Below are 21,942 nucleotides of genomic sequence, written 5' to 3'. Positions count from 1 at the left end.
CGACTCTCCACAGGCCTTGGGGCCTGATCATTGTTGTGAAAGGGTTAACGGCGTTGGCCGGACAGCACGCGGTCCAGTGACCAGGCCCCGCCGCCATACGCCAGCAGCGGCAGCAACAAGCCCGCCCAGGTCAGGTGGGTCGGCCAGGCGTCGGGGTACACGAACACCTCGATCACCAGGGTCATGCCCAACAGCGCGGCAGCCGCCGGGCGGGTCAGCAGGCCCAGCACCAGCAACAGCGGGAACAGATGCTCGGCGTAGGTCGCCAGGTGCGCTGCCCAGTCCGGCGGCACCAGCGGCAAGGCGTATTCCGAGCGAAACAAGGTGTAGGTCGACGGCTTGAGCTGCAGGAAACCGGTCACCTTGGTGCGGCCCGAGAGGAAAAACACCGAAGCGATCCCGAGGCGGGCCACCAGCAACAGCAGCGCCTCAGGCAGCACACGCTTGAGCACCGCAGGGGCCAGGGCAATCATGGTTGTTCCGTCAGGCTGCCGAAGCCTTTGGGGGTTTTGATCTGGGTGCAGGTGCCTTTGTCCACCAGCACCCAGGCGTTGCCCTGGTAATCCGCCTTGGCGGTGCCGGCGCAGGAAGTCCCGGCACCGGCGGCGCAATCGTTGGCACCGGCGAGGGACACGCCGAAGCATTTTTCCTGAGGCTTGGCATCCTCGGCATGGGCAGTGGCGGCGAAGGCACCGAGGGACAGTGCGAGGGTGGCGGCAAGGGCTGCGTAATGGCGCTTCATTGTTGAATCTCCTGGCTTGACTGAATGTGGCCAGGGCGCTTGTGCGGTGGGTGACCGCCTGCGCCATCTGGTAGACAGATTTAAAGCCAGGCGTGTATCCCGTCTGTGTCGCGTTTCCTCCTTCTATTCATGCCGGTGTATCAGGTGGGTGCTGATACACAGTCTGATACACAGCCAAAAAAACCACGCCAAACCACCGCCGTTTTATTCGGCATCCCGAACGACACAATTAGAAATATTCGCCTTTCCGAACACCCACCTTCCCCCGCTTTCGACGACCTCAAAAATCCCCATAAATTTCATACGGTTGTTGTCATCTTTGTTACATGCCAACTGGCATACATTCTGCTACATCAGGTTTTCTAGTAATAAAATGTTTCTAAATTGAAACAGTCTCATCGCCTGAAACCCAACGGCCCCGCGCCCTATAACAACGTCCATGCCCCAAAGGAGGGCGACAACTCTCACCTTTTTGATCGACTTCAACTCTCCAAGCCTGCTGCCGCACGTAAGCACCCAAAAGGGCGAATGGCCTGATCGCCAATAACAAGCCCGACTACAAAAAAGGACAAATTGATGAGTTCGAGCAAATACCCCGCAGCGTCCTTCACGGACCTCGTCCCCCAGGCCCCGGACCACACCGAGAATGCAATCGGTTTTGGCCCCTTTCTCTTGTTGGCGCGCCAGCATGTATTGCTGCGCAACGGCGAGCCGGTGACCCTCGGCAGCCGCGCCTTGTACCTGCTGATCGCCCTCGCCAGCCGGGCTGGCGAGTTGCTGGAAAAGTCCGAGCTGATCTCTTTCGCCTGGCCCAAGGTGGTGGTGGAGGAATGTAACCTGCGCGCGCAGATCGTTGCGCTGCGCCGGGCGCTGGGGGATGACGGCAACTTCAGCTACATCGTCACCGTGCCAGGCCGGGGTTATCGGTTTGTCGCGCCGGTGACAATGCAGGCAGTGAGTGAAGGCGCCATCGCCCAGGCGCTGGTACCCACCCCGACGGTGGACGTGCCCAACCTGCAACCGCCACCCAGCACAGTGATTGGTCGCGAACAGCTGATCCTGAGCCTGGCCGACCAGGTACTGAGCCAGCGCTTCGTGACCATCACCGGCCCCGGCGGCATCGGCAAGACCACCGTGGCCCTGGCCGTGGCGCAACTGCTGCAGGGCCGCTTTCACCAGGGCATGTGCTTCGTCGACCTGGCCCCCGCCACCAGCGGCCAATGGGTGGCCGGCATGCTCGCCAACGCCCTGGGCATCCAGAGCGTGAGTGACGAGCCCTTGCAAAGCGTGGCCGCGATGCTCGCCAACAGCCCGTTGCTGCTGGTGCTCGACAACTGCGAGCACGTGCTGCAAGCCACCGCCGACGTCGTCGAAGTGCTGCTGCGTTGCGCGCCCCAGTGCTGCGTGCTGACCACCAGCCGCGAGCCGCTGCGGGCCGAGGGCGAACGGGTGCACGACCTCGCCCCGTTGCTGGTGCCGGACGAAGACGTGAACTTGAGTGCCGAGCAAGCCATGACCTGGTCGGGCATCGCCCTGTTCATCGAACGGGTCAAGGCCCTCGACCCCGCCTTCGTGTTCAAGGACACCGACGTCGCCGCCGCCAGCGCCATCTGTCGCAAGCTCGATAGCAACGCCCTGGCCATCGAAATCGCCGCAGCGCGGGTGCGCACCTTTGGCATCCAGGACCTGGTGGGGTTGCTCGACGGCAGCTTCCGCCTGCAAATGACCGGCCGGCGCACCGCCCTCGCCCGCCACCGTTCACTGAGCGCGACCCTGGACTGGACCTACTCGATGCTCACCGGCGACGAACAGGCCATGTTGCGCCAACTGGCGGTGTTCACCGGTTCTTTTACCCTGGACGCGGTCAAGGCCATGACCGCCAGCAGCACCCTCGATGCCCGCAATGCCCTGCCCTTGCTGGAAAGCCTGATGGACAAGTCGCTGCTGATCGCCGGTGAATCGCAGTTGCTCAAGCGCTACCGCCTGCTGGAAACCACCCGCGCCTACGCCCTGGAGAAGCTCAACGAACACGGCGAAGCCGACGCCACCCGCCAGCGTCATGCACTGTATGCGCTGGGCGTATTGCAGGAAGCCGGGCAGACCCTCGACGGGCTTTCTCCCGAGACCTGGATCGGCCTCTACGGCCCGGAAATCAACACCATCCGCACCGCGCTGGAGTGGGCCTTTTCAGCCTCGGGCGACCTGCCCACCGGCATCGAACTGACCCTGGGCGGTGTGCCTTTGTGGCTGCGCCTGTCGCTGGTCAGCGAGTGCCGCACCTGGGTCGACAAAGGCCTGGCCAGCGCCGCCACCACCCCGCTGCCGCTGCGCCAGCGCATGCTGTTGCAAACCGCCCTGGCCAGCGTGCTGATGCTCACCTATGGCACCGGCGGGCCAATGCGCGAAGCCTGGCGCCAGGTGCGTGAAGACGCCCGCGACCTGGGCGATGCCGAGCACAAGCTGCGGGCGCTGTGGGGCCTGTGGAGTGACCGCTGCGGCTGCAACCAGTACGCCGAAGCGCTGGAATTGGCCGAGCGCTACATCAGCCTGAACAACAGCGGCAACCAGCAACTGCTGGGTAAACGCATGCGCGCGCTGGCGTTGTTTCACATGGGCGACCTGGCCGGCGCCCGACAGAATATCGACGAGGCGCTGGGGTCACCGTCAGCGCCGCGCTCGCATATTATCGACGTGCATTTTGACCAGCGCATCGCCGCCCGCTGCCTCAAGGCACAGGTGCAGTTGCTGGAAGGCGATGTCGACCCGGCGCTGCGCCTGATCGGCAGTTGCGTCGATGAAGCCATCACCCTCGATCACCCCGCGACACTCTGGTACACCCTGTGCCTGGGGGCAATTCCCCTGGCGCTGTTGGCGTCCAACCTGCCCAAGGTGCGGTACTACCTGGGCTTGCTGCAAGACAGCACGACCCAGCAGGACCTGCACATCTGGCGTCAGTTTCGGCTGTGCTTCGAGAGCATCCTGCTGATCCGCCAGGGGTCGCCCGAAGAAGGCGTGCCGTTGCTGGGTGAGGCCTTGCATCACCTGCATGGGCAAGGCGACAGCCAGCTTTATAGCTTGCTGCGTTGTGAATACGCCCTGGGGCTGGCGCGGCTGGGCCTGGAGAAACTGGCGCTGGAGGTATTGGAAGACACCCTGCAATTGGCGCTGGGCCGGCATGAGCGCTGGTTCGTGCCGCAGATGTTGCGGATCAAGGCGCAGCTGATTCTGCGCCAGGCCCAGTACGGGTCGGTGGACAAGGCCAAGGTGTTGCTGCGCCAGGCGTGGGTGGATGCGCAGTTGGCCGGGGCGCATTTCTGGCGGGCGCAGATTGCCAGTGACCTGGCCAGGTTGCAGGAGCCGAAGATGCGGATTGCTTCGTTGCCAAGGTTTCAGCACCGGTAGAGGCTGCCGGCAGGTAACGGTAAAAAGAGGACGGTAAAAAGGGGACAGATTTATTTTATAAATAAATCTGTCCCCTTTTCGCTCTTTTTGAACTCCGGCAGCCGCGCTATTGATCCGCCGCATAAATGACGGTTTGCGCACTGTCGGGTGCAGCGGGTCGGCGGGTGAAGTAGGTGTCGCCTTCATCCGTATGAATCTCATATTCAAACTTGCTGGTCGCGCGGCCCGTGGCGGTGGCGTGCTTGATGATCTTCAGCACGCGCTGGAATTTCACACTTTGGGTACCGTTCTGGTTGGGCCCGGTGAGCACGCTAACACTTTGAAACCAGCCGTCGTTCTTCCGGTTCGCCACCAGGGCGCCGGTCATGGCTTCAAACCGTTCCAGCCGGGTAAAGCCCCACAGTGTCTGCTCCTCCACCGTTTCGCCGAGGGCGGCAGAGCCGGTAAACACGAACAGGTTGATCGCCGGGCTGTCTTCGCAGAAGAAATCGTAAGGCACCAGGCCGTCGACCATTTTCTTGCCGGCCACGAAGCCTTTTTTGTGCACCTGAAACATCGCCACCTCCACGCCAATGGCGTCACTGAACATCAGCTCACGCAGGAGAAAAGTCTAAAGGCGCAGGGCGTACAGGGCGGTCAAGCCAATGTAATATCGTGTAAAGATCCCACCCGAGGCAGGATGATTTCCACGCTCAACCCGCCGGACGGCTCGTTGTGCGCCTCGATGGTGCCGCCATGCATTTCCACGGACCTCAAGGCGATCGCCAGGCCCAGTCCGAAACCGGCATCGGTGTCATGCGGGCCACGTTCGAAAGGCTCGAAAATACTCCGCAACCGCAGGTTTTCAACGCCCGGACCCTGATCGGTGATCAATACCCGCAGCCAACGGGTGTCGGGGCTGACCTCCGCCGAAACCCGCACCGTGGTATCAGGCTGCGTGTAGCGCACGGCATTTCGAATGACATTTTCGAAACACCGATACAGCAGCTCGCCGCTGGCCCGACTGACAAAGTCCGGACACGCCTGCAAGCTGACACTGCAGCCTTTGATACCCGCCTCGAACTGAGCATCCTCGACAATCACGGCCAGCAATTCGACGATATCCACCGGCTCGCGCTCGATGCTTTCGGGACGGCCCTGCACACGCGCCAGGGTCAGCAGCGCCTCGATCAGCGTGTCCATGCGCGCCGATTCACGCTGGATGCGCCCGAGCATTTCCTGGCGTGCCGGGTCTTGCTGCAACAGCCCGATGGCCACTTGCAGGCGCGTCAACGGTGAGCGCAGTTCATGGGAGATGTCGTGCAGCAGCTGTTGCTGGGCCTCCACCAGCAGCTTGAGCTGGTTGGCCATGCGGTCGCAGTCTTCGGCCAGGTCGACGATTTCATCACGGCGCTTGCCCATCATCGGCCGCACCCGGGTTTCGAAGCGGCCCAGCGCAACGTCGCCCATCGCCCGCCGCAGATAAGCCAGCGGCCACGCCAGGTAGTAGGCCATGTACCCACTGAACAGCGCGCTCATCAGCGTACCGATGATCAGCGGGATCCAGTGGCCCAGGCGCCCGGGTTCGTGGGGAGGATGGGAAGACCTGAGGGACAGCGCGGCCCCGTCCTTGCTGATCAGCGACTTTTCATAAGCCACCTGCGAGACCGGCGTGCCGGCCAGCAATTGACCGGCACTGTCATAAACGCCAATGGCTTGGCCGTGGGGTGGCTGCCACACCGCCAGGAGCTGGCGGCCCGACTCGACACCGTACTGTTCCAGCAACTGTTCTTCGCTGGCCAGGATCGCATCCAGATGGTGATCCCCCGGGCCAAGGCTGCCCGCCACGAGAATGCTCAACCCCACCAGGAACGTCAGGCTGGTGGCCAGCCAAAAGGCCAGGAACAGTTTCCAGAACAGCCGGCTGGGTTTCATCATTCGGCGATCAACAGGTAACCGAGGCCGCGCACGCTCTGGATCCAGGCCTTGGCATCCGGGCGCGGGCCCAATTTCTGGCGAATGCTGCTGATGTGCACGTCGATGCGTCGGTCGTAACGGGTCAACGGGCAGCCCAGGGCATTGAGGGACAGGTCCTTTTTGCTCACCACCTGGCCGGCGCACCGGGCCAGCACTTCAAGCAGGCTGAATTCGGTACTGGTCAGCCCCAGCTCGCAACCGTTCCAACGGGCCTGGCGTTTGCCGGGCCACAGCATCAGGGCGCCGGTCGTTATGACCTCCCCGGTCGGCTGGCCCACGGGTTGCACCCGGCGCATGATCGCGCGCAGCCGCGCCACCAGTTCACCCGGGGAACTGGGCTTGGGCACATAATCGTCCGCGCCGAGTTCCAGCCCGGTGATCCGGTCGATGTTGTCGCCCCGGGCCGTGAGCAACACCACCGGCACCTGGCTGCTGGCGCGGATGCGCCTGAGCACTTCTATGCCCGACAGCCTGGGCAGCATCACGTCCAGCACCACAATGCTGTAGCGCCCCGACAGTGCCTCGACCTCACCCTCCTCGCCGGTGTGCACGCAGGTCGCCTCAAAGCCTTCATGCTCCAGGTATTGGCCCAGCATTTCAGTCAGTTCCTGGTCATCGTCGACTAGCAATACGCGGATCATGGCGAGCTCGTGAAAGGGTACCCCCACAGTATCGCCCAGCCTCATCGCCCCGGGGCCAACCTTTACCTAACTTGACACTTGGTTAACCGCACCAAACCCGCGCCGCTCTTATGCTTGCCGTCCACCCGTCTGGCCGCGTTGTGGTGACCCGTCTGCGGCGAGTCATCCCGGCGCGCTTGCGCTGCTTGTCGATGTGTTCTGGAAAAGATCTTGATGAATTTTTCGCGCCTGCTCTGCTCGGTTGCGCTGCTGCTCAATGTCACACTTGCACACGCTGAAGCCTTCAAAATCTCGGATATCCGTATCAACGGTCTGCAACGGGTCTCGGCGGGCAGCGTGTTTGGTGCCTTGCCCCTGAACGTGGGGGACGAAGCGGATGACCGACGGCTGGTGGATTCCACCCGTGCGTTGTTCAAGACCGGCTTCTTCCAGGACATCCAATTGAGCCGCGACGGCACGGTGCTGATCATCAATGTGGTCGAGCGCCCATCGGTGTCCAGCATCGAGTTCGAAGGCAACAAGGCCATCTCCACCGAAGACCTGCTCAAGGGCATGAAGCAGTCGGGCCTGGCCGAGGGCGAGATCTTCCAGCGCGCCACCCTGGAAGGCATGCGCAACGAACTGCAGCGCCAGTACGTGGCCCAGGGTCGCTATTCGGCCACGGTCGACACCGAAGTGCTGCCGCAGCCGCGTAACCGCGTGGGCCTGAAGGTCAAGATCGACGAAGGCTCCGTGGCCGCGATCCAGCACATCAACGTGGTGGGCAACCACGTGTTTACCGACAAGGAACTGATCGGCACGTTCACCCTCAAGACCAGCAACTGGCTCTCGTTCTTCACCAACGATGACAAGTACGCCCGTGAAAAACTCACCGGGGACCTGGAACGCCTGCGCTCCTATTACCTGGACCGTGGTTATATCAACATGGACATCACCTCGACCCAGGTGTCCATCACCCCGGACAAGAAGCACGTCTATATCACCGTCAACATCAACGAAGGCGAGAAATACACGGTGCGTGACGTGAAGCTCAGCGGCGACTTGAAAGTGCCCCAGGACCAGCTTGAAGCCCTGTTGCTGGTGCAGAAAGGCCAGGTGTTCTCGCGCAAGCTGATGACCACCACCTCGGACCTGATCACCCGGCGCCTGGGTAACGACGGCTACACCTTCGCCAACGTCAACGGCATGCCCACGCCCCACGATGAAGACCACAGCGTGGACATCGTGTTTGCGGTCGACCCGGGCAAACGGGCCTATGTGAACCGCATCAACTTCCGTGGCAACACCAAGACCGACGACCAAGTGCTGCGCCGGGAAATGCGCCAGATGGAAGGTGGCTGGGCGTCGACCTACCTGATCGACCAGTCCAAGGTTCGCCTTGAGCGCCTGGGCTTCTTCAAGGAGGTCAACGTCGAAACCCCAGCCGTGGCGGGGGTCGACGACCAGCTTGATGTGAACTACGCGGTCGAAGAACAAGCGTCCGGCTCGATTACCGCCAGCGTCGGTTTTGCCCAGGATGCCGGGCTGATCCTTGGCGGTTCGATCACCCAGAACAACTTCCTGGGCACCGGGGATTACGCCAGCCTGGGCCTGACCCGCTCGCAGTACCAGAGCAAGTACAACATTGGCTTTACCAACCCCTACTTCACGCCGGACGGGGTGAGCCTGGGCTATAACGCGTTCTACAGTGCCACCGATTACAACAACTACTACGACGATGGCAGCGGTGTTTCCTACTACTCCATCAACAGTTACGGCCTGGGGGCCACACTCGGCTACCCGATCAATGAAACCTCGCGGTTGAGTTTCGGCCTGACGGTGCAACACGACAGTATCGACCCGGGCATCTACAGCTCTGATGAGATCTACGATTTTCTTCAGCGCGAAGGCAGTGAGTTCACCAACTTCAAGGCCAACCTTGGGTGGTCGGAGTCGACGTTGAACAAAGGCGTGATGCCGACCCGTGGTTACTCGCAGAACCTGAACCTGACGGTGACGCTTCCGGGCAGTGACTTGAGTTTCTACAAACTCGATTATTCCGGGCAGACATTTGTGCCGATCACCAATTCGACGACGCTGCGTTTGCATACCAAGCTCGGTTACGCCAACGGGTACGGCTCGACGGACGGCCTGCCGTTTTATGAAAACTACACGGCCGGGGGTGAAGGTTCGGTGCGCGGGTTTGAAAGCGGCACGCTTGGGCCGCGCAGTACGCCGGCGACAGGGGCGTATGCCAGTGCGGGCCAGCAGTACTACAGCGACCGCAGTCCTGAGGCGTTGGGGGGCAACATCCTGATTACCGGGGGGGCGGAATATCTGTTTCCGATGCCGTTCCTTAAAGATAATAAATCGGTGCGAACGTCTGTGTTCTGGGATGTGGGTAACGTTTATTCGGACAAGTGTGCCCTCAGTACTACCCAGGGTTGTAATGGGGTTGACCTGAGTCAGCTGGGTGCATCTGTGGGGGTTGGGGCTACGTGGTACAGCCCGTTGGGGCCGTTGAGTATCAACCTGGCGTTGCCGGTTCGTACGCCGGAGAATGCGACCAAGCAGGTGTTCCAGTTCTCCATGGGGCAGAATTTCTGATCTGCCTGGGTACATATCCGTTTTTGCGGTTATGGCCGCTATTGGTTCCGCTCTTACAGCGGCTCACTTTTGAAAAGCGCAAAAGTCCAGTTCGGCCAGCGTGGTTTAACGGGGCGCCCAAGATCAAGATCAAAAGCAGATCAAGAGCACAGCGGCCTACCGGTCGGCTTGAGTGTTTAAAAGCCAAATCAAAAGCTAAAGCGGGCACGGTCCAAATGTGGGAGCGGGCTTGCTCGCGAAGGTCGTTAACGATGACGCGGGCATTCTGGATGAACGCGGCGCTCTCAGGTTTTTCGCGAGCAAGCCCGCTCCCACAGAAAAGCAGCTCTGTTTTCGCTCTGGTCTTTGCTTTTGCTTTTAACACTCAAGCCGGCCGGTAGGCCGCTGTGCTCTGATTTTGATCTGCGGGCCCCGTCAACCACGATGGCCGCAAGTAGGCACGGTGGAGCGGGTAAACCGGCAAGGATGCCGGTTTAGCCGCGCCGGGCCATGGATGGCCCGTCGCGGCGGCCCGCGGAGCCGGGCCGGAGTGCGGGCATGCCGAGCCTAGGCGAGGCACCGAGTGGTGGGGCAAAGACCTTTTGGTTACTTTTGGCTGGGCCGGCATTCCGGGCGTTTGCCAAAAGTGACCCGCTGTAAGAGCGTAACCATAAGCCGCCGTTACCTAAATAACGGATATGTACTCAACCCCAACCCCTAGCGAAACCGCGCAATCACCGCCTCCACCACCGGATTCGGCCGCTGGGTATTCCACGCGACAGCCGTAGTCACCACATTGAGTTTCTGACTCAACCCACGAAACACCACATTGGCCGGCGCCAGCTTCTTCAACGACGCCGGCACCAACGCAATGCCCTGCCCATAGCTGACAAACGCGATCTGCGAAGCCACCGACCGCACTTCATGCAGCACCCGAGGCGAAAACCCGCTGGCACGACAGGTCGCGATCAAATTGTCGAAATACACCGGACTGACGTTGCGCGAAAACATCACCAACGGCTCATTCGCCAGGCTCGACAAACTGATCCGCGTACGACTCGCCAACGGATGATCCACCGGCAGCGCCACCACCAGCCGGTCCTCCGTCAGCGGCAATGACTGCACCGAAGCCCCAAGGTCACCATCCAGCCGGGCAAACGCCAGGTCGATATCCCCGGCCTCCAGCGCCGGCAACGCCTCGACGCTGTCGATTTCCCGCACCGACACCGTGAGCTGCGGGTAATCAAGCTTCAGTTGCTCGATCAACCCCGGCAGCACATCAAACATCGCCGTGGAGATCGCGCCGATGGTCAACATCCCCGACTGCCCCGCCACCGCTTCTTCCACGGCGAGTTCCAGGCGCTCCAGCTGCTCGGCGAACTTGCGCACCGCCGGCAGGATCGCCGCGCCCACCGGAGTCAGCTTGGCCCCCCGTCGGGAGCGGTCGAACAGCTTGACCTTGAGCGCCTGCTCCAGCACCTGGATCTGCTCGCTCAGCGGTGGCTGGGACATGCCGAGGCGCTTGGCCGCACGGCCAAAGTTCTGCTCTTCAGCCACGGCCAGGAACAACCAGAGGTGACGAATCAGGCGAAAGTTGATCATGGTCTTATCCATAGGTTAAGCGTATGCAAGGCTTCTGTACTTCGTAATATACCTATCATAGGCACTGCCTGACACTGGCCGCCTCCGTCACCCGAGGCTTGCCCATGACCCCTGACCGTTTGCTCGACCGCCTGGCCGCACTGGACACCAACACCGTGTCCGACGCCCTCGACTTCCTCGGCCTGCCCGGCGCCACGGTGGGCCTGCGCCCATTGTGGAACTGCCCGAAGATCGTTGGCCGCGCCAGTACCGTACTGCTCGGCCCCAAGTCCGACATCGCCCCGACCGTGCACTTGATCACCCCGGTGATCGAACAGGTCGCGACAGACGACCGGGTGCTGGTGATTGCCGGCGGTATCGAGGGCATTTCCTGCTGGGGCGACATCATCGCCAACGCGGCGTTGCGCAAACACATACGCGGTACGGTGATTGATGGTTTCAGCCGCGATATCGACGGCAGCGAAGCCATCAGCTATCCGGTGTACGGACGCGGCGTGACCATGATCAGTGCGCGCAACCGCGTGGTGCAGCTCGACGCCGGCGTGACCCTCAGCGTTGCTGGCGTAAGCGTCAGCGAGGACGACTACGTGATTGCCGATACCTGCGGCACGGTATTCGTGGCCCAGGCGGTGATCGAAAAGGTCCTGGACCTGGGCGAGCGCATTGCCCGCCGCCAGGACGGCATGGTGCAGGCCGTGCGCAGCGGGCGTTCGGTGGTCGAGGTGATGCACGACGCACAGTTTGAGGCGATCAGCCGATGAGCGCCGATATCCAGCGGCTGAACCCGCGCCTGGCCAGCGCACAACCGTCCGCCACCTATCGCATCATGGACCGCGTCGCCGAACGCCGGGCGCAAGGCGCGCAGATTATCTCGCTGTGCGCCGGCGAACCGGATTTCGACACCCCGGCGCATATCCGCGAAGCCGCGATCCAGGCCATTGAAACCGGGCATACCCGCTACACCCAGGTGGCCGGTGCGCGGGCCCTGCGGGAGGCGGTGGCGGCGAAGTTCCGGCGCGAAAACGGCCTGGACGTGTCCTGGCAGGACACCCTCGTGTGCAACGGCGGCAAGCAGGTGATCTACAACGCCCTGGCAGCCACACTCAATGAAGGCGACGAGGTGATCGTGCCCGCGCCGTACTGGGTCAGTTACCCGGAGATGGTGCAACTGTGCGGCGGCGAAGCGCGCATCGTCACCTGTGATGCCGACAGCGGTTTCAAGCTGACACCCGAGGCCCTGGCCGCTGCAATGACCCCGCAGACGCGCTGGCTGATCCTCAACTCACCGTCCAACCCCACCGGTGCGGTGTACAGCGAGGGCGAGCTACGGGCGCTGGCCGAAGTGCTGTTGGCCCACCCGCAGGTGCTGATCCTGGCGGACGACATCTACGAGCACCTGATCTTCGACGGCCAGGTGTTCCATACCCTGGCCCAGGTTGAACCCCGGCTGGCACCACGCACATTGACCATGAACGGCGTGTCCAAGGCCTACGCCATGACCGGCTGGCGCATCGGTTTCGCCACCGGCCCACGCTGGCTGCTGGAGGCCATGGAAAAACTCCAGGGCCAGCAGACCTCCGGCGCCTGTTCGATCTCGCAACAGGCGGCCCTCGCTGCACTGGAAGGCCCCAGGGATTTCATCCGCGACAGCCGCCGGGTGTTCCAGGCGCGCCGGGACTTGATGGTCCAGTTGCTGAACGACACGCCAGGCCTGACGTGCATCAGCCCCGCCGGCGCGTTCTACGCGTTCGCCTCATGCGCCGCGCTGATCGGGCGCACCTCGGCGGGCGGGCGGCTGCTGCGCAGCGATGAAGACGTGGCCCTGGCGCTGCTGGATGAGGCCAATGTAGCCGTGGTGCATGGCAGCGCCTTTGGCCTGGGGCCGTACATCCGCATCGCCTATGCCCTGGATGACAAGTCGTTGCGCCAGGCGTGCGAGGCAATCCGCGGCTTCTGCAGCAGCTTGCTGGCAGAAGAATAAAAGTGATGAGTTCACATAGATAAATATCGCTAATGGTGGCGTGCGCCCCTTCTTAAGATTAAGGCCGAACAGGACAACACTCACAACAACAAGGTCCGCCCCCATGTCTATGCCTGAAGTCATAAAACCCGCTGTGCGCAGCCAATACCGCTGGGTGGTTGCTGCGCTGATTTTCCTGATCTACACCGTGGCCGCCGCCGACCGGGCCAACCTCGGCGTGGCGCTGCCGTTCATTCGCCAGGAATTTGCAATGAGCAACGCCCAGGCCGGTGGCCTGGTCAGCCTGTTCCTGCTGGCTTACGCCCTGGCACAACTGCCGTCGGGCTTTGCCTTCGGGCGCTTTGGCGTCAGCCGGATCCTGCCGGGGGCCATGGTGCTGACCTCGTTGCTGACCGGCCTGGTAGGCACCGCCAGCTCACTGCTGGCGCTGAAACTCTATCGCCTGGGCCTGGGCATCGCCGAAGGCCCGCTGCCCATCAGCATGACCACCACCATCAATAACTGGTTTCCGGCACGGGAAAAAGGCACCGCGTCGGGGATCTTTCTGTCGGCCGTGAAGTTCGGACCGGTGATCGTGCCGCCGCTGTGTGCCGTGATCATTTCGGTATGGGGCTGGCGCGAGATTTTCTACTTCTTTGCGATCCCGGGCATCGTGCTGGCGGTGGTCTGGTACTTCATGGTCACCGACCATCCGTCCCGCAGCCGCTTCGTCAACCAGGCCGAACTTCAATACATCGTCGAAGACACCGCAATCGCCCAGACCGCCCGTGTGCACAAGACGCCGGCGTGGGTGAAAAAGCTCGACCGGGTGATCCGCACCCGCGATGAAAAGCCCCTGGAAACCAACCGTCAGGTTTTCACCTCATGGAATATCTGGGGGTGCGCCACCAGCTACTGCTTCCAGCTCGGTGTCTCCAGCGTGCTGCTGGCGTGGATTCCCACCTACCTGATGACCGTCAAGCAGTTTTCGATCATGAACATGGGCCTGGTCTCGGCAGCGCCCTGGGTGGGCGCGGTGCTGGGCAACCTGCTGGGCGGTTTCTGCTCGGACCGCCTGATGGGCGGGCGCCGCAAGCCGGGCATGTTGCTGTCGGCGGTCGGCACCTCGTTGATGATGTACCTGCTGATCAATTCACCGGCCGAGCCCCTGCCCTACGGCTTGCTGCTGATGCTGACCGGCGTGGTGCTGAGCCTCGGCTTCTCGTCCTACATGGTCTACCCGATGGGCCTGACCACCAAGAAGACCTTCCCGATCTCCAACGCCATCGTGAACATGATCGGCCAGTTGGGCGCCGCCGCCACACCCTTCATCACCGGCCTGCTGCTGGACAACTACGGCTGGAACTACGTATTTGCCTGGCTGGCGATCGGCTCGTTCATCAGCTTCATCATTTTGCTGACCATTGCCGAGCCCCGCCCGGCCTCCAGCCACCCGACCTGATTTGTCACCACCACGAGGAGTTATCCATGTCACCCCAAGACCAAGAATTGGTTGCCCTGTTTGCCGGCCTGGACACCCCGGGCGTGTCCGACGCCCTGGACAAGCTAGGCCTGCCCGGCCAATGCCTGGGAATCATGCCCCTGGACAACTATCGCCAGGTGGTGGTCGGCCCGGCCTTCACGGTGCGCTACGTCAGCGCCAGCACCCCGCCGGGCACCGTAGGCGACTTTATCGATGACGTGGCCGAAGGCGATGTGGTGGTGATCGACAATGACGGACGCACCGACTGCACGGTGTGGGGCGACATCATGACCCAGTACGCCGGCAGCCAGCGGATCGCCGCGACGGTGATCGATGGCGTGTGCCGCGACGTGAGCAAGGCCCTGGGCGACGGCTACCCGCTGTTCACCAAGGGCCGGTTCATGCGCACGGGCAAGGACCGGGTTGAAGTGGAAGCAGTAAACCAGCCGGTGTCCATCGGCCAGGCCCGGGTGTGCGCCCGGGACATCGTGGTCGCCGACGCCAATGGCGTGGTGATCGTGCCGCGCGAGCGGGCCCATGAAGTGGCAGCCTGTGCACGCTCGATTGAAGCGGTGGAAGCGCGTATCCGGACGCTGCTCGATGAAGGCAAATCCCTGCGTGAAGCACGGGCGGCGCTGGGTTATCACACCCTGCAACGCAAGGGCTGAAAGGTCCTTCAGTTGGCCGGTCGCAACAGCTGCATCTGCTGGCGGTAGTCATCCGTCACCTGCCGCGCCTGACCGCTGCTGGTGATCACCTTCGGCGTGATCAGCACGATCAACTCGGTGCGATCCCTGGACTTGCTGGTGTTGCCAAACAACCAGCGCAGCCCGGGGATTTTCCCCAGGTACGGCACGGCGCTGACGCTCTCCGTGTTGTCCTGCTTGATCAACCCACCGAGCAACACGGTCTGGCCGCTTTGCACCGCCACCTGGGTCGACACCGAGCGCGTGGAGATACGCGGGTTGTTGGGCGTGTCACTGCTGTTGGTGGTTTGGTTCTCGGCGTCGCTGACCTGTTGCTGGATGTCCATGTACACCAGGCCGCCCGGGTTGATGCGCGGCACCACGTCGAGGATCACCCCGGTCTGCACGTATTCGACGCTGCTCAAGGTGCTGTCGGCGTTGCCGGTGTTGACCGTGGTCTGGCTGATGGGGATGTTGTCCCCCACCTGGATCTGCGCCGGCTGGTTGTTCATCACCACCAGCGATGGCGCCGACAGCACCTGGGTGCGGCCGTTGGTTTCCAGGGCGTGCAAGGCCACTTGCAGGTTGGAGCTGACGAAGGAATAGAACAGCGAATCCGCGCCCAATCCCGCACCGCCGCCACCCAGGGCGCCCTGGCTGCCAGGGGTATTGGCTACCGTGGTGCTGGTGGAGTTGCCCGCCAGGCGGCCCAGGTACCATTGCACCCCGAGGTCCAGTTCGCCGGTGAGTTTGACTTCGAGGATGCGCGTCTCGATCTGCACTTGCAGCGGCGGGTTGTCGAGGCGCTTGATCGCCGATTCGATCTCCTTCCACTGCACCGGTCGGGTGCGTACCAGCAACTGGTTACTGCTTTTTTGCGCGGTGATCCGGGTGCCGGCATCGAGGCTTTTGGGGGCGGGGCCTGGCTCGGCGTTTTCAGTGTCTTCAGTGGCGGCCGGGGCCTGGTCCTCATCGTCACTGACGGGCGGGCTATTGCTGCTGTTGTTCAAGCCACCCGAGGTGCCGCCGCTGGTGTTGAGTGACGACAAGGTCGCCGTGCGCAGCCCCGGCGCCACCTTGGCCGGCGCATCGTCCTTGATCGCGCCGGTGCCGTAGATCTGCCGCAGGTATTTGGCGAGGTCCGTGGCCTTCATGTTGCGCACGTCGTAGACGTACATCTGCGGCTCGTTGCCGCCGCCTTCATCTATGGTGTGAATCCAGTCGCCAACTTCACTGAGGTACTGCGGCTGGGACGAGATCGCCACCACCGAATTGGTCCGCTCGATGGGCAGGAAGCGCACCATGCCCGCCAGGGGCATGCCGCTGTCGGGGCCAAACATTTTTTGCAGCTCGGGCATCAACTCGGCCACCGAGGCCCGTTGCAAACCGAACACCCCCACCGACATCCCCTTGAGCCAATCGACGTCGAAGGTGTCGATGGTGTCCTGATAGTTAGCCAACTCATCCGGCGTACCGGCCAGGCTCAGCACGTTGCGCGCCGGGTCCACCAGCAGGAATGCGTTTTCCCGGGCGAACGGCTTGAGCAGTTTCTGCATTTCCGTGGCCGAGATATAGCGCAGCGGAAACAGCCGGGCCGAGAGCCCGCTGGAGGGTTGCGACACGCTCATTTCCGGCACCAGCTTGCCCGCCACCGCCTGGTTGGCGGGCAGGATCACGTAGCGCTGGCCCTGGCGGATCATCGCGTTATCGGTCCAGGACAACAGGGTTTCGAGGATCGACAGCGCCTGCTGCTTGCTCACCGGCTTTGAGGTGGAGAAGCTTACGTTGCCTTTCACACCCTGGGCGATGCTGTAGTTCTCGTGCAGCAGGTCGCCCATGACGCTGTTGATCACCGCCTCAATCGGCTGGTCGGCGAAGTTGAACACGATGTCGCCGCTGGCTTCATCCTTGACCGCCGGCGCAGGTGCGGGCTGGCGCACGAACTGCTGGTTACCGCGAATCAACTGGCGCTGGGGCGGCGTAGGCGCCTGGGGTTGGCGGCTGTCGGCCGCAGGCGACTCGCTGGCCGGGTCCACGGGCGGCCGTTGCGAACCGGTGCCCTGCATCGCCTCGTGAAGCAAGGCATCGTCCGGGTCGAGGTGATCGGGGAATGACCCACAGCCGCCCAAGGCGACGGCGGTGGCCAGGCAAAACACACTGGTGCGCAAGGCGCTAGGGGAAGTATCGATCAAGGGGCGGGCTCGTGAGGAAGGGAAATCGGTGGTGTGGTGGACGGCGGCGGCAAACGCGGAACGCTGAGGCTCAGGGTTTGCGTGCGGCCATCCAGCACAAAACGGGCGTGCAGCGGTGTCAGGTGTTCCAGGCGCCAGCCGTTGGGCAGGGTCTGGCCTTGATGGATTTTGAGCGGCGGGCCGTCGGCACGCTTGAGCAGCGCGACGCGCAGGTCGCCGTCGAGCAGCACGCCGGTCAGCTTCAGGCTCGACAGGCTGGAAATCTCGGCCTGGCCAACGGCGGCATCGGGGCTGCGGTCGGGGCTGAACAGCGGCGCCTGCCAGGTGCCGGCGAGGCTTTCCAGGGTCGCACTCGGGGCCACGTGAACCTTCGCCGAAGCATTGGCGCGCACGGCGGAGGCAGGCTCATCCAGCCACTGCGGCGCATCGCCGATGCTGCTCAAGATGCCCACCATCAGCAGGCCCAGCAGCCCGGCCACACCGAGCAACACCCACTCGAGGGGGCGCAATGAATTGATCATCGGCGGGCCTGCGTGGCGGCTGCCGGTTGCAGATAACCGCGCACCAACAGGTGCACCACCAGCTTTCCGGCACCGCCGCTGGCGGGGGCATTCGGCCCGCGACGGACGCTCATTTCATCCACGAACAGGAACGGTCGCTGGTACTCCAGCTCATGCAGGATCGCAGTCAAGGGTTCGATGGCGCAGTTGAGGGTCAGGCTGACTTTGACCTGGCGATAGGGCTCGGTGTCGTCCTGCTCCGGGGTGATGGGCATGCGCTGGGTCAGGCTGCAGCCGCCGCCGAGGCCGGCGCGGCTGTTGATCAGGTCGGCGATGCGCTGCATCAGGTCCGCCGCCACGGCGCTGGGGTCATCCCCCGGCAACAGGCTGGTGCTGCTGGCCGGGTCCTGGCGGGCTTGCTCCAGTTGCTCACGCAAGGCGGCACCCTGGTGCAGCAGGCCCGCATAGCGTTGCTGTTGTTCGCGCAGCTGTTCGGCCTGCTCGCCCATGGCACGCAATGGCCCGGCGAACCAGCTGTCGATCAGCAGCCAGTAACCGCCGCCCAGCACCAGCGCCAGGACCAGCAAGGCGGCGCCGCGACGCTCACGGGGTGTCAGTGGTCGGCGCATCGGCGGCCTCCTGGTGCAAGTGGGCGCGCAGGGAAAACTGATCCTTGCCGGTTTGCGCATCGGGTTGGATCACCCCTTCGAACTGGGGGTTTTCCAGGCTGTGGCACGCCTTGATCCGAGTGATCAGGGCACTCGCCTTGGCGCTTTGCCCGGAGAAGGACACGTCGGCGCCGTTGTTGACGTCCAACTGGTCGATCCAGGTATCGGCGGGCAGGCAGGCGGTCAGCTCGTTGAGCAACGCCGCCAACGGCGGTTGTGCCGACTTGCGGCGAATCAGGTACTGCGCGGCGCCACGGGTATTGAGCAGTTGCTGGCGCAGGCTCTGGACCTCGGCGACCTGGGCTTTCTGTTGTTGCACCTGCGCCTGCATGACGTCGAGCACCCGCTGGCGGTCGTTGAGCCACAGCAGCATCGCGGCAATCAGCAAGGCGCCGCACAGCCAGGGCAGGCTGCGTTGCAAGCCCTTCCCGGCCGGGCGCTGGCGTGGGCGCAACGGCGCCGGCAGCAGGTCGATGCCCATTGGCCCGTCCACATCCACCGCATGGGGCTGCAAGCCGAGGGCAGCGCAGTCCAACAGGACTTGATCCAGGCGCTCCCGCAGGATGGCCACCAGGGTCACCTGCACATGCGTGGCGGTGCGCCGTTCCTGACGGGCCACGAAGTACAACTGTTCAGCCTCGAACGGGGTAAAGCGGTCCAGCTCATAACCCACCACGGTCGACAGGTTGCGCGCGGCCGCCAGGGGCAGTTGCAGGGTTTGCAGCAACACCGCCGAGGGCGCGAGCACCAGCACCTGGCGCACCTCGTCGGCAGGTTTTGCCACCGGCCCGGTCAACGGCCAGTGGTAGCGGTGCTCGGGGATGTCACGGACCGACAGCCACGCCGGCAGGCAGCCACGCAGCTCCTTGAGCCACAGACGCCAGCCCACTTGCAGCAAGCTGCCGCGCCAGCGCCGGGTGAGCGGTTCGGCCAGCTGTTGAAGGCGCGCCACTGGCGCCGAAAGGTTTGGATTCATTCTTGCCAACGCAGCACCCGATAAGGTTGTGCGCTTCCCTCCGATGGGCTCAATAAAACCGTGGTTCGTAACCGGGCGTGGTAACCGCCGGGGCGTTGTGCGCGGCTGTCGATCACCAGCACGTCACCGGGGTCGGCCCCTACCGCGCTCTGCCGGGGCAGGTTCAGCGCCTGGCGCATCAAGGGGCTGGCGAAGGCGGGATCGGGCCGGTCGAGGCCACTCCACAAACTGATTTCCGGGGTGAGCCGGCTGTACAGCGCCTGGGTCATGCCGGGCAATTGCCGCACTTCCTCCACCACGCGGAACGGCGCCAGGCCTGCGTTGCGCCGCATTTCCAGGTCCCTGGCGAGCCGGCTGGCCTGGGCCTGGGTGGCGCCGCAGGCCAGGGCCAGGCGGGCAAAGTCAGCGGCCTCGGCGCTGTTCAAATACAGCTTGCCGCGCTCGCTGTGCAGGCTCACGTGAAGCTGTGCGTCATCAAATACCAGGGGCATTTCGCGGCCGTCGGCGATCCATTGCTTGCGTTGCAGCGGGTCGGCCAGGGCCTGCATGGCCAACGCCACGCCCGCCTCCGCCGCCAGCAGCGCCTGGGTATGCTGGCGATGCCACAGGGCCTGGCGGCTTTCCAGTTGTACCCAACCGGCCAGGCCGCCCAGCAGCAAGCTGAGCAACGCCAGTACCCACAGCACCAGCAGCAATGCAACGCCGCGCTGACGCTTCATTCGCCTGATGCTCCGCTAGAGAGGTTCAGCCGCAGGGCAACCACTTGGGTGACCCACGGCACCGGTCCGTTGACTTGTGCTGCAATGCGTACCGCATAAGGCAGGCGTTTGGTCCACGGCCAGTCACTGATCCAACCGGTGGCCTGGCCCTTGGGCGACAGGCCGCGATAGCTGAATTGCAGATCCTCGACGTTCTTCAGCAACACCTGCGGTTCGCTGCGGGTGGCCGGCACGCTCACTTGGGCATTGGACTCAAACCGTGCGAACGCCACCTGCAACTCGCGCTCGGTCAACTGCAAGGTGAAACGCTGGATACCGCCGCCGAGCACGCCCGGCAAGGTCGCGACGTATTGCAGGCGCTGGGGAGCGCCGACAAAAAAGCCGTTGGTCTGGCTGTCGTCCTCGGTCACGTCCAGGGGCAGCGCCTCGCTGATGGAAGTGCGCAGGAACTGTTGCGCGGCGCGACTTTCATCCAGGTTGACGGTGTAGCGCTGCGCCTTGAGTACTGCACGGTTGGCTCCCAGGAGCGCGCCGCCCACCAGGGCCAACAACACGCCCAGCAGGCTGAGCACGATCATGATTTCGAGCAACGTGAAGCCCCGCTGCTGCTTCACTGGAGGCTCCCGTCGCGGCTGGCGCGCAGTTTCAAGGTACTGAAATTTGCGCGGCGCGGACCTTCGCTGACGCTGAGATCAAGGCGAAACAAATGTGGCTGACCGATGCGGGTGGGCTGCTGGGCGACGCGCAGTTGCCAGGCAATGCCGTCCAGCTCGCCCTCGCGCACGCCACTGGCCAGGGGCCCCGACGCCTCCTGATCCATCACGCTCAAGGCGGTATGGGTCAGGCGGTCGCTGTGGGCCACCTGCAACAACGAGCGCGCGCTTTGGCCGAACGCGACCAGCAACACCGTGCTGCAGATCGCCATGAGGGTCAGCGCTGCGAGCATTTCCAGCAAGGTGAAACCCGACTGACGCTTCATGGCAATGCCCTGGACTGCACGCTGCCGGTCAGCCAGCCGACGTCGATGCGCCAGCGTCGCGTGCCATTGGCCAATAACAGGTTGCCGCCGGTAGAGCTGCCGTCGGGGTAAAACTCCACCGCAGCGCCTGCGTGTTCGGCGGTGTGCAGGGTCACTTGCAGATCGGCCGGCCAGTGCTTGATGGGTTGCCCCGGCGCCTGAAAGCTCAGCCGGGCCAAGTCGAAGACGGTCTTGGCCGACCTGCCGCTGACAATCGCCCGTGCCCGTGTGCTGCGCAGGGCATCCACCATCTGCCCGACCACCTGGCGCTCTTTCGCTACCCGCAGGCCTTGTTGCAGGCCAAATCCCACCAACCCGGCCGCGATGCTGATCAACACGATCACCACCAGCATCTCCAGCAGGGTAAAGCCGCGTTGGAGGGCCGGCATTATTCCCAGTTGCCCAGGTCGGCGCTGTAGCCTTCGCCGCCGGGCTGGCCGTCCTGACCGTAGAAGATCAGGTCGAAGGCGCCATGTTCACCGGGGAAGCGATAGCCGAAGGCATGGCCGAACGGGTCCTTGAGGTCTGAGGGCTTGGCGTACGGTCCGGCCCAGCCGGCGGTGTTGCCGGGCTTGTCGACCAATTGCTGGAGGGTCTTGGGTGGCGAGCCGACGTCCAGGCCGTAGCTCTCGATCTTCATGCTCAGGCTGGCCAGTTGCGCCTTGCCCGCGCCGTATTTGCCCTTGTCGACGTTGCCGCCCACCTGGCGCACCACGATGGTGGCGACGATGCCCAGCAACACAATCACCGCGAGCATTTCCAGCAAGGTGAAACCGCCTTGGCGGCGGGCGGGTTTGAAACGGGTATGGCGCATCGGCTTGCTTCCTTGGGT

21 protein-coding genes are annotated in these 21,942 nt (G+C 63.4%); 6 read left to right on the top strand and 15 right to left on the bottom strand.

Annotation, left to right across the window (positions count from 1 at the left end):
- Positions 1–44: 44 nt before the first annotated feature.
- Both C0058_RS11695 and C0058_RS11690 read right to left on the bottom strand, forming a co-directional pair.
- On the bottom strand, positions 45–473 hold the full coding sequence (locus tag C0058_RS11695) for a DoxX family protein (RefSeq protein ID WP_003211272.1): 429 nt from the start codon (positions 471–473) through the stop codon (positions 45–47).
- Positions 470–742: a DUF2282 domain-containing protein gene (locus C0058_RS11690; protein WP_003211270.1), complete on the bottom strand. Its 273-nt coding sequence runs from the start codon at positions 740–742 to the stop codon at positions 470–472. Before C0058_RS11690 ends, C0058_RS11695 begins: the two co-directional genes overlap by 4 nt.
- 576 nt (positions 743–1,318) lie before the next feature.
- Here C0058_RS11690 and C0058_RS11680 point away from each other — a divergent pair.
- Positions 1,319–4,144, top strand: coding sequence for a winged helix-turn-helix domain-containing protein (locus tag C0058_RS11680; protein ID WP_102368639.1), 2,826 nt, complete (start codon positions 1,319–1,321; stop codon positions 4,142–4,144).
- Between the two features lie 106 nt (positions 4,145–4,250).
- On the opposite strand, the gene C0058_RS11675 is transcribed toward C0058_RS11680, so the two are convergent.
- The 3 genes from C0058_RS11675 to C0058_RS11665 form a co-directional block, all read right to left on the bottom strand.
- Positions 4,251–4,700 carry a hypothetical protein gene (locus C0058_RS11675; RefSeq protein WP_087695389.1) on the bottom strand — a complete coding sequence of 150 codons (450 nt, stop codon included), beginning with the start codon at positions 4,698–4,700 and terminating at the stop codon, positions 4,251–4,253.
- An 80-nt stretch (positions 4,701–4,780) separates the two neighbouring features.
- The gene (locus tag C0058_RS11670; RefSeq protein WP_032898573.1) at positions 4,781–6,061 is read right to left on the bottom strand and encodes a HAMP domain-containing sensor histidine kinase; all 1,281 of its coding nucleotides are present in this window, start codon (positions 6,059–6,061) and stop codon (positions 4,781–4,783) included.
- On the bottom strand, positions 6,058–6,741 hold the full coding sequence (locus C0058_RS11665; protein WP_008430480.1) for a response regulator transcription factor: 684 nt from the start codon (positions 6,739–6,741) through the stop codon (positions 6,058–6,060). Before C0058_RS11665 ends, C0058_RS11670 begins: the two co-directional genes overlap by 4 nt.
- Before the next feature lie 213 nt (positions 6,742–6,954).
- On the opposite strand from C0058_RS11665, the gene bamA reads away from it, so the two are divergent.
- Positions 6,955–9,327, top strand: a complete 2,373-nt coding sequence (gene bamA / locus C0058_RS11660; RefSeq protein WP_102368638.1) for an outer membrane protein assembly factor BamA — start codon at positions 6,955–6,957, stop codon at positions 9,325–9,327.
- A 696-nt stretch (positions 9,328–10,023) separates the two neighbouring features.
- On the opposite strand, the gene C0058_RS11655 is transcribed toward bamA, so the two are convergent.
- On the bottom strand, positions 10,024–10,908 hold the full coding sequence (locus C0058_RS11655; protein ID WP_102368637.1) for a LysR family transcriptional regulator: 885 nt from the start codon (positions 10,906–10,908) through the stop codon (positions 10,024–10,026).
- A gap of 104 nt (positions 10,909–11,012) precedes the next feature.
- Here C0058_RS11655 and C0058_RS11650 point away from each other — a divergent pair, with 104 nt between their 5' ends.
- From C0058_RS11650 to C0058_RS11635, 4 genes are all read left to right on the top strand, one after another.
- Positions 11,013–11,669, top strand: coding sequence for an RraA family protein (locus C0058_RS11650; protein ID WP_008437212.1), 657 nt, complete (start codon positions 11,013–11,015; stop codon positions 11,667–11,669).
- Complete coding sequence (locus tag C0058_RS11645; RefSeq protein WP_102368636.1) at positions 11,666–12,889, top strand: pyridoxal phosphate-dependent aminotransferase; 1,224 nt, start codon at positions 11,666–11,668, stop codon at positions 12,887–12,889. Before C0058_RS11650 ends, C0058_RS11645 begins: the two co-directional genes overlap by 4 nt.
- 103 nt (positions 12,890–12,992) lie before the next feature.
- Positions 12,993–14,330: an MFS transporter gene (locus tag C0058_RS11640; protein ID WP_256344175.1), complete on the top strand. Its 1,338-nt coding sequence runs from the start codon at positions 12,993–12,995 to the stop codon at positions 14,328–14,330.
- Between the two features lie 26 nt (positions 14,331–14,356).
- Positions 14,357–15,019 (top strand): RraA family protein, encoded by a 663-nt coding sequence (locus C0058_RS11635; RefSeq protein ID WP_102368634.1) that lies wholly within the window; start codon positions 14,357–14,359, stop codon positions 15,017–15,019.
- A gap of 8 nt (positions 15,020–15,027) precedes the next feature.
- On the opposite strand, the gene gspD is transcribed toward C0058_RS11635, so the two are convergent.
- Genes gspD through gspG form a run of 9 tightly spaced genes read right to left on the bottom strand, consistent with a single transcriptional unit; the run spans position 15,028 to position 21,924 of the window.
- Positions 15,028–17,229, bottom strand: a complete 2,202-nt coding sequence (gene gspD / locus C0058_RS11630; protein ID WP_102368633.1) for a type II secretion system secretin GspD — start codon at positions 17,227–17,229, stop codon at positions 15,028–15,030.
- Positions 17,226–17,750, bottom strand: a complete 525-nt coding sequence (locus C0058_RS11625) for a general secretion pathway protein GspN (protein WP_102368632.1) — start codon at positions 17,748–17,750, stop codon at positions 17,226–17,228. The genes gspD and C0058_RS11625 overlap by 4 nt, the downstream gene beginning before the upstream one ends.
- On the bottom strand, positions 17,747–18,358 hold the full coding sequence (gene gspM, locus C0058_RS11620) for a type II secretion system protein GspM (protein ID WP_023659000.1): 612 nt from the start codon (positions 18,356–18,358) through the stop codon (positions 17,747–17,749). The genes C0058_RS11625 and gspM overlap by 4 nt, the downstream gene beginning before the upstream one ends.
- Positions 18,333–19,373: a PilN domain-containing protein gene (locus tag C0058_RS11615; protein WP_102368631.1), complete on the bottom strand. Its 1,041-nt coding sequence runs from the start codon at positions 19,371–19,373 to the stop codon at positions 18,333–18,335. The genes gspM and C0058_RS11615 overlap by 26 nt, the downstream gene beginning before the upstream one ends.
- The gene (locus C0058_RS11610) at positions 19,370–20,092 is read right to left on the bottom strand and encodes a general secretion pathway protein GspK (protein WP_102368630.1); all 723 of its coding nucleotides are present in this window, start codon (positions 20,090–20,092) and stop codon (positions 19,370–19,372) included. The genes C0058_RS11615 and C0058_RS11610 overlap by 4 nt, the downstream gene beginning before the upstream one ends.
- Positions 20,089–20,706 carry a prepilin-type N-terminal cleavage/methylation domain-containing protein gene (locus C0058_RS11605; protein WP_102368629.1) on the bottom strand — a complete coding sequence of 206 codons (618 nt, stop codon included), beginning with the start codon at positions 20,704–20,706 and terminating at the stop codon, positions 20,089–20,091. The genes C0058_RS11610 and C0058_RS11605 overlap by 4 nt, the downstream gene beginning before the upstream one ends.
- Positions 20,703–21,071, bottom strand: a complete 369-nt coding sequence (locus tag C0058_RS11600; protein ID WP_008437204.1) for a type II secretion system protein — start codon at positions 21,069–21,071, stop codon at positions 20,703–20,705. The genes C0058_RS11605 and C0058_RS11600 overlap by 4 nt, the downstream gene beginning before the upstream one ends.
- The gene (locus C0058_RS11595; protein WP_003209913.1) at positions 21,068–21,499 is read right to left on the bottom strand and encodes a type II secretion system protein; all 432 of its coding nucleotides are present in this window, start codon (positions 21,497–21,499) and stop codon (positions 21,068–21,070) included. Before C0058_RS11595 ends, C0058_RS11600 begins: the two co-directional genes overlap by 4 nt.
- Positions 21,499–21,924 carry a type II secretion system major pseudopilin GspG gene (gene gspG, locus C0058_RS11590; protein WP_003209911.1) on the bottom strand — a complete coding sequence of 142 codons (426 nt, stop codon included), beginning with the start codon at positions 21,922–21,924 and terminating at the stop codon, positions 21,499–21,501. Before gspG ends, C0058_RS11595 begins: the two co-directional genes overlap by 1 nt.
- Positions 21,925–21,942 lie beyond the last annotated feature (18 nt).

This window comes from Pseudomonas sp. NC02 (assembly GCF_002874965.1).
In the GTDB taxonomy this organism is placed as follows: domain Bacteria; phylum Pseudomonadota; class Gammaproteobacteria; order Pseudomonadales; family Pseudomonadaceae; genus Aquipseudomonas.
The sequence above is the reverse complement of the archived record's forward strand: the minus strand, read 5'-3'. Positions and strand labels throughout refer to the sequence as shown.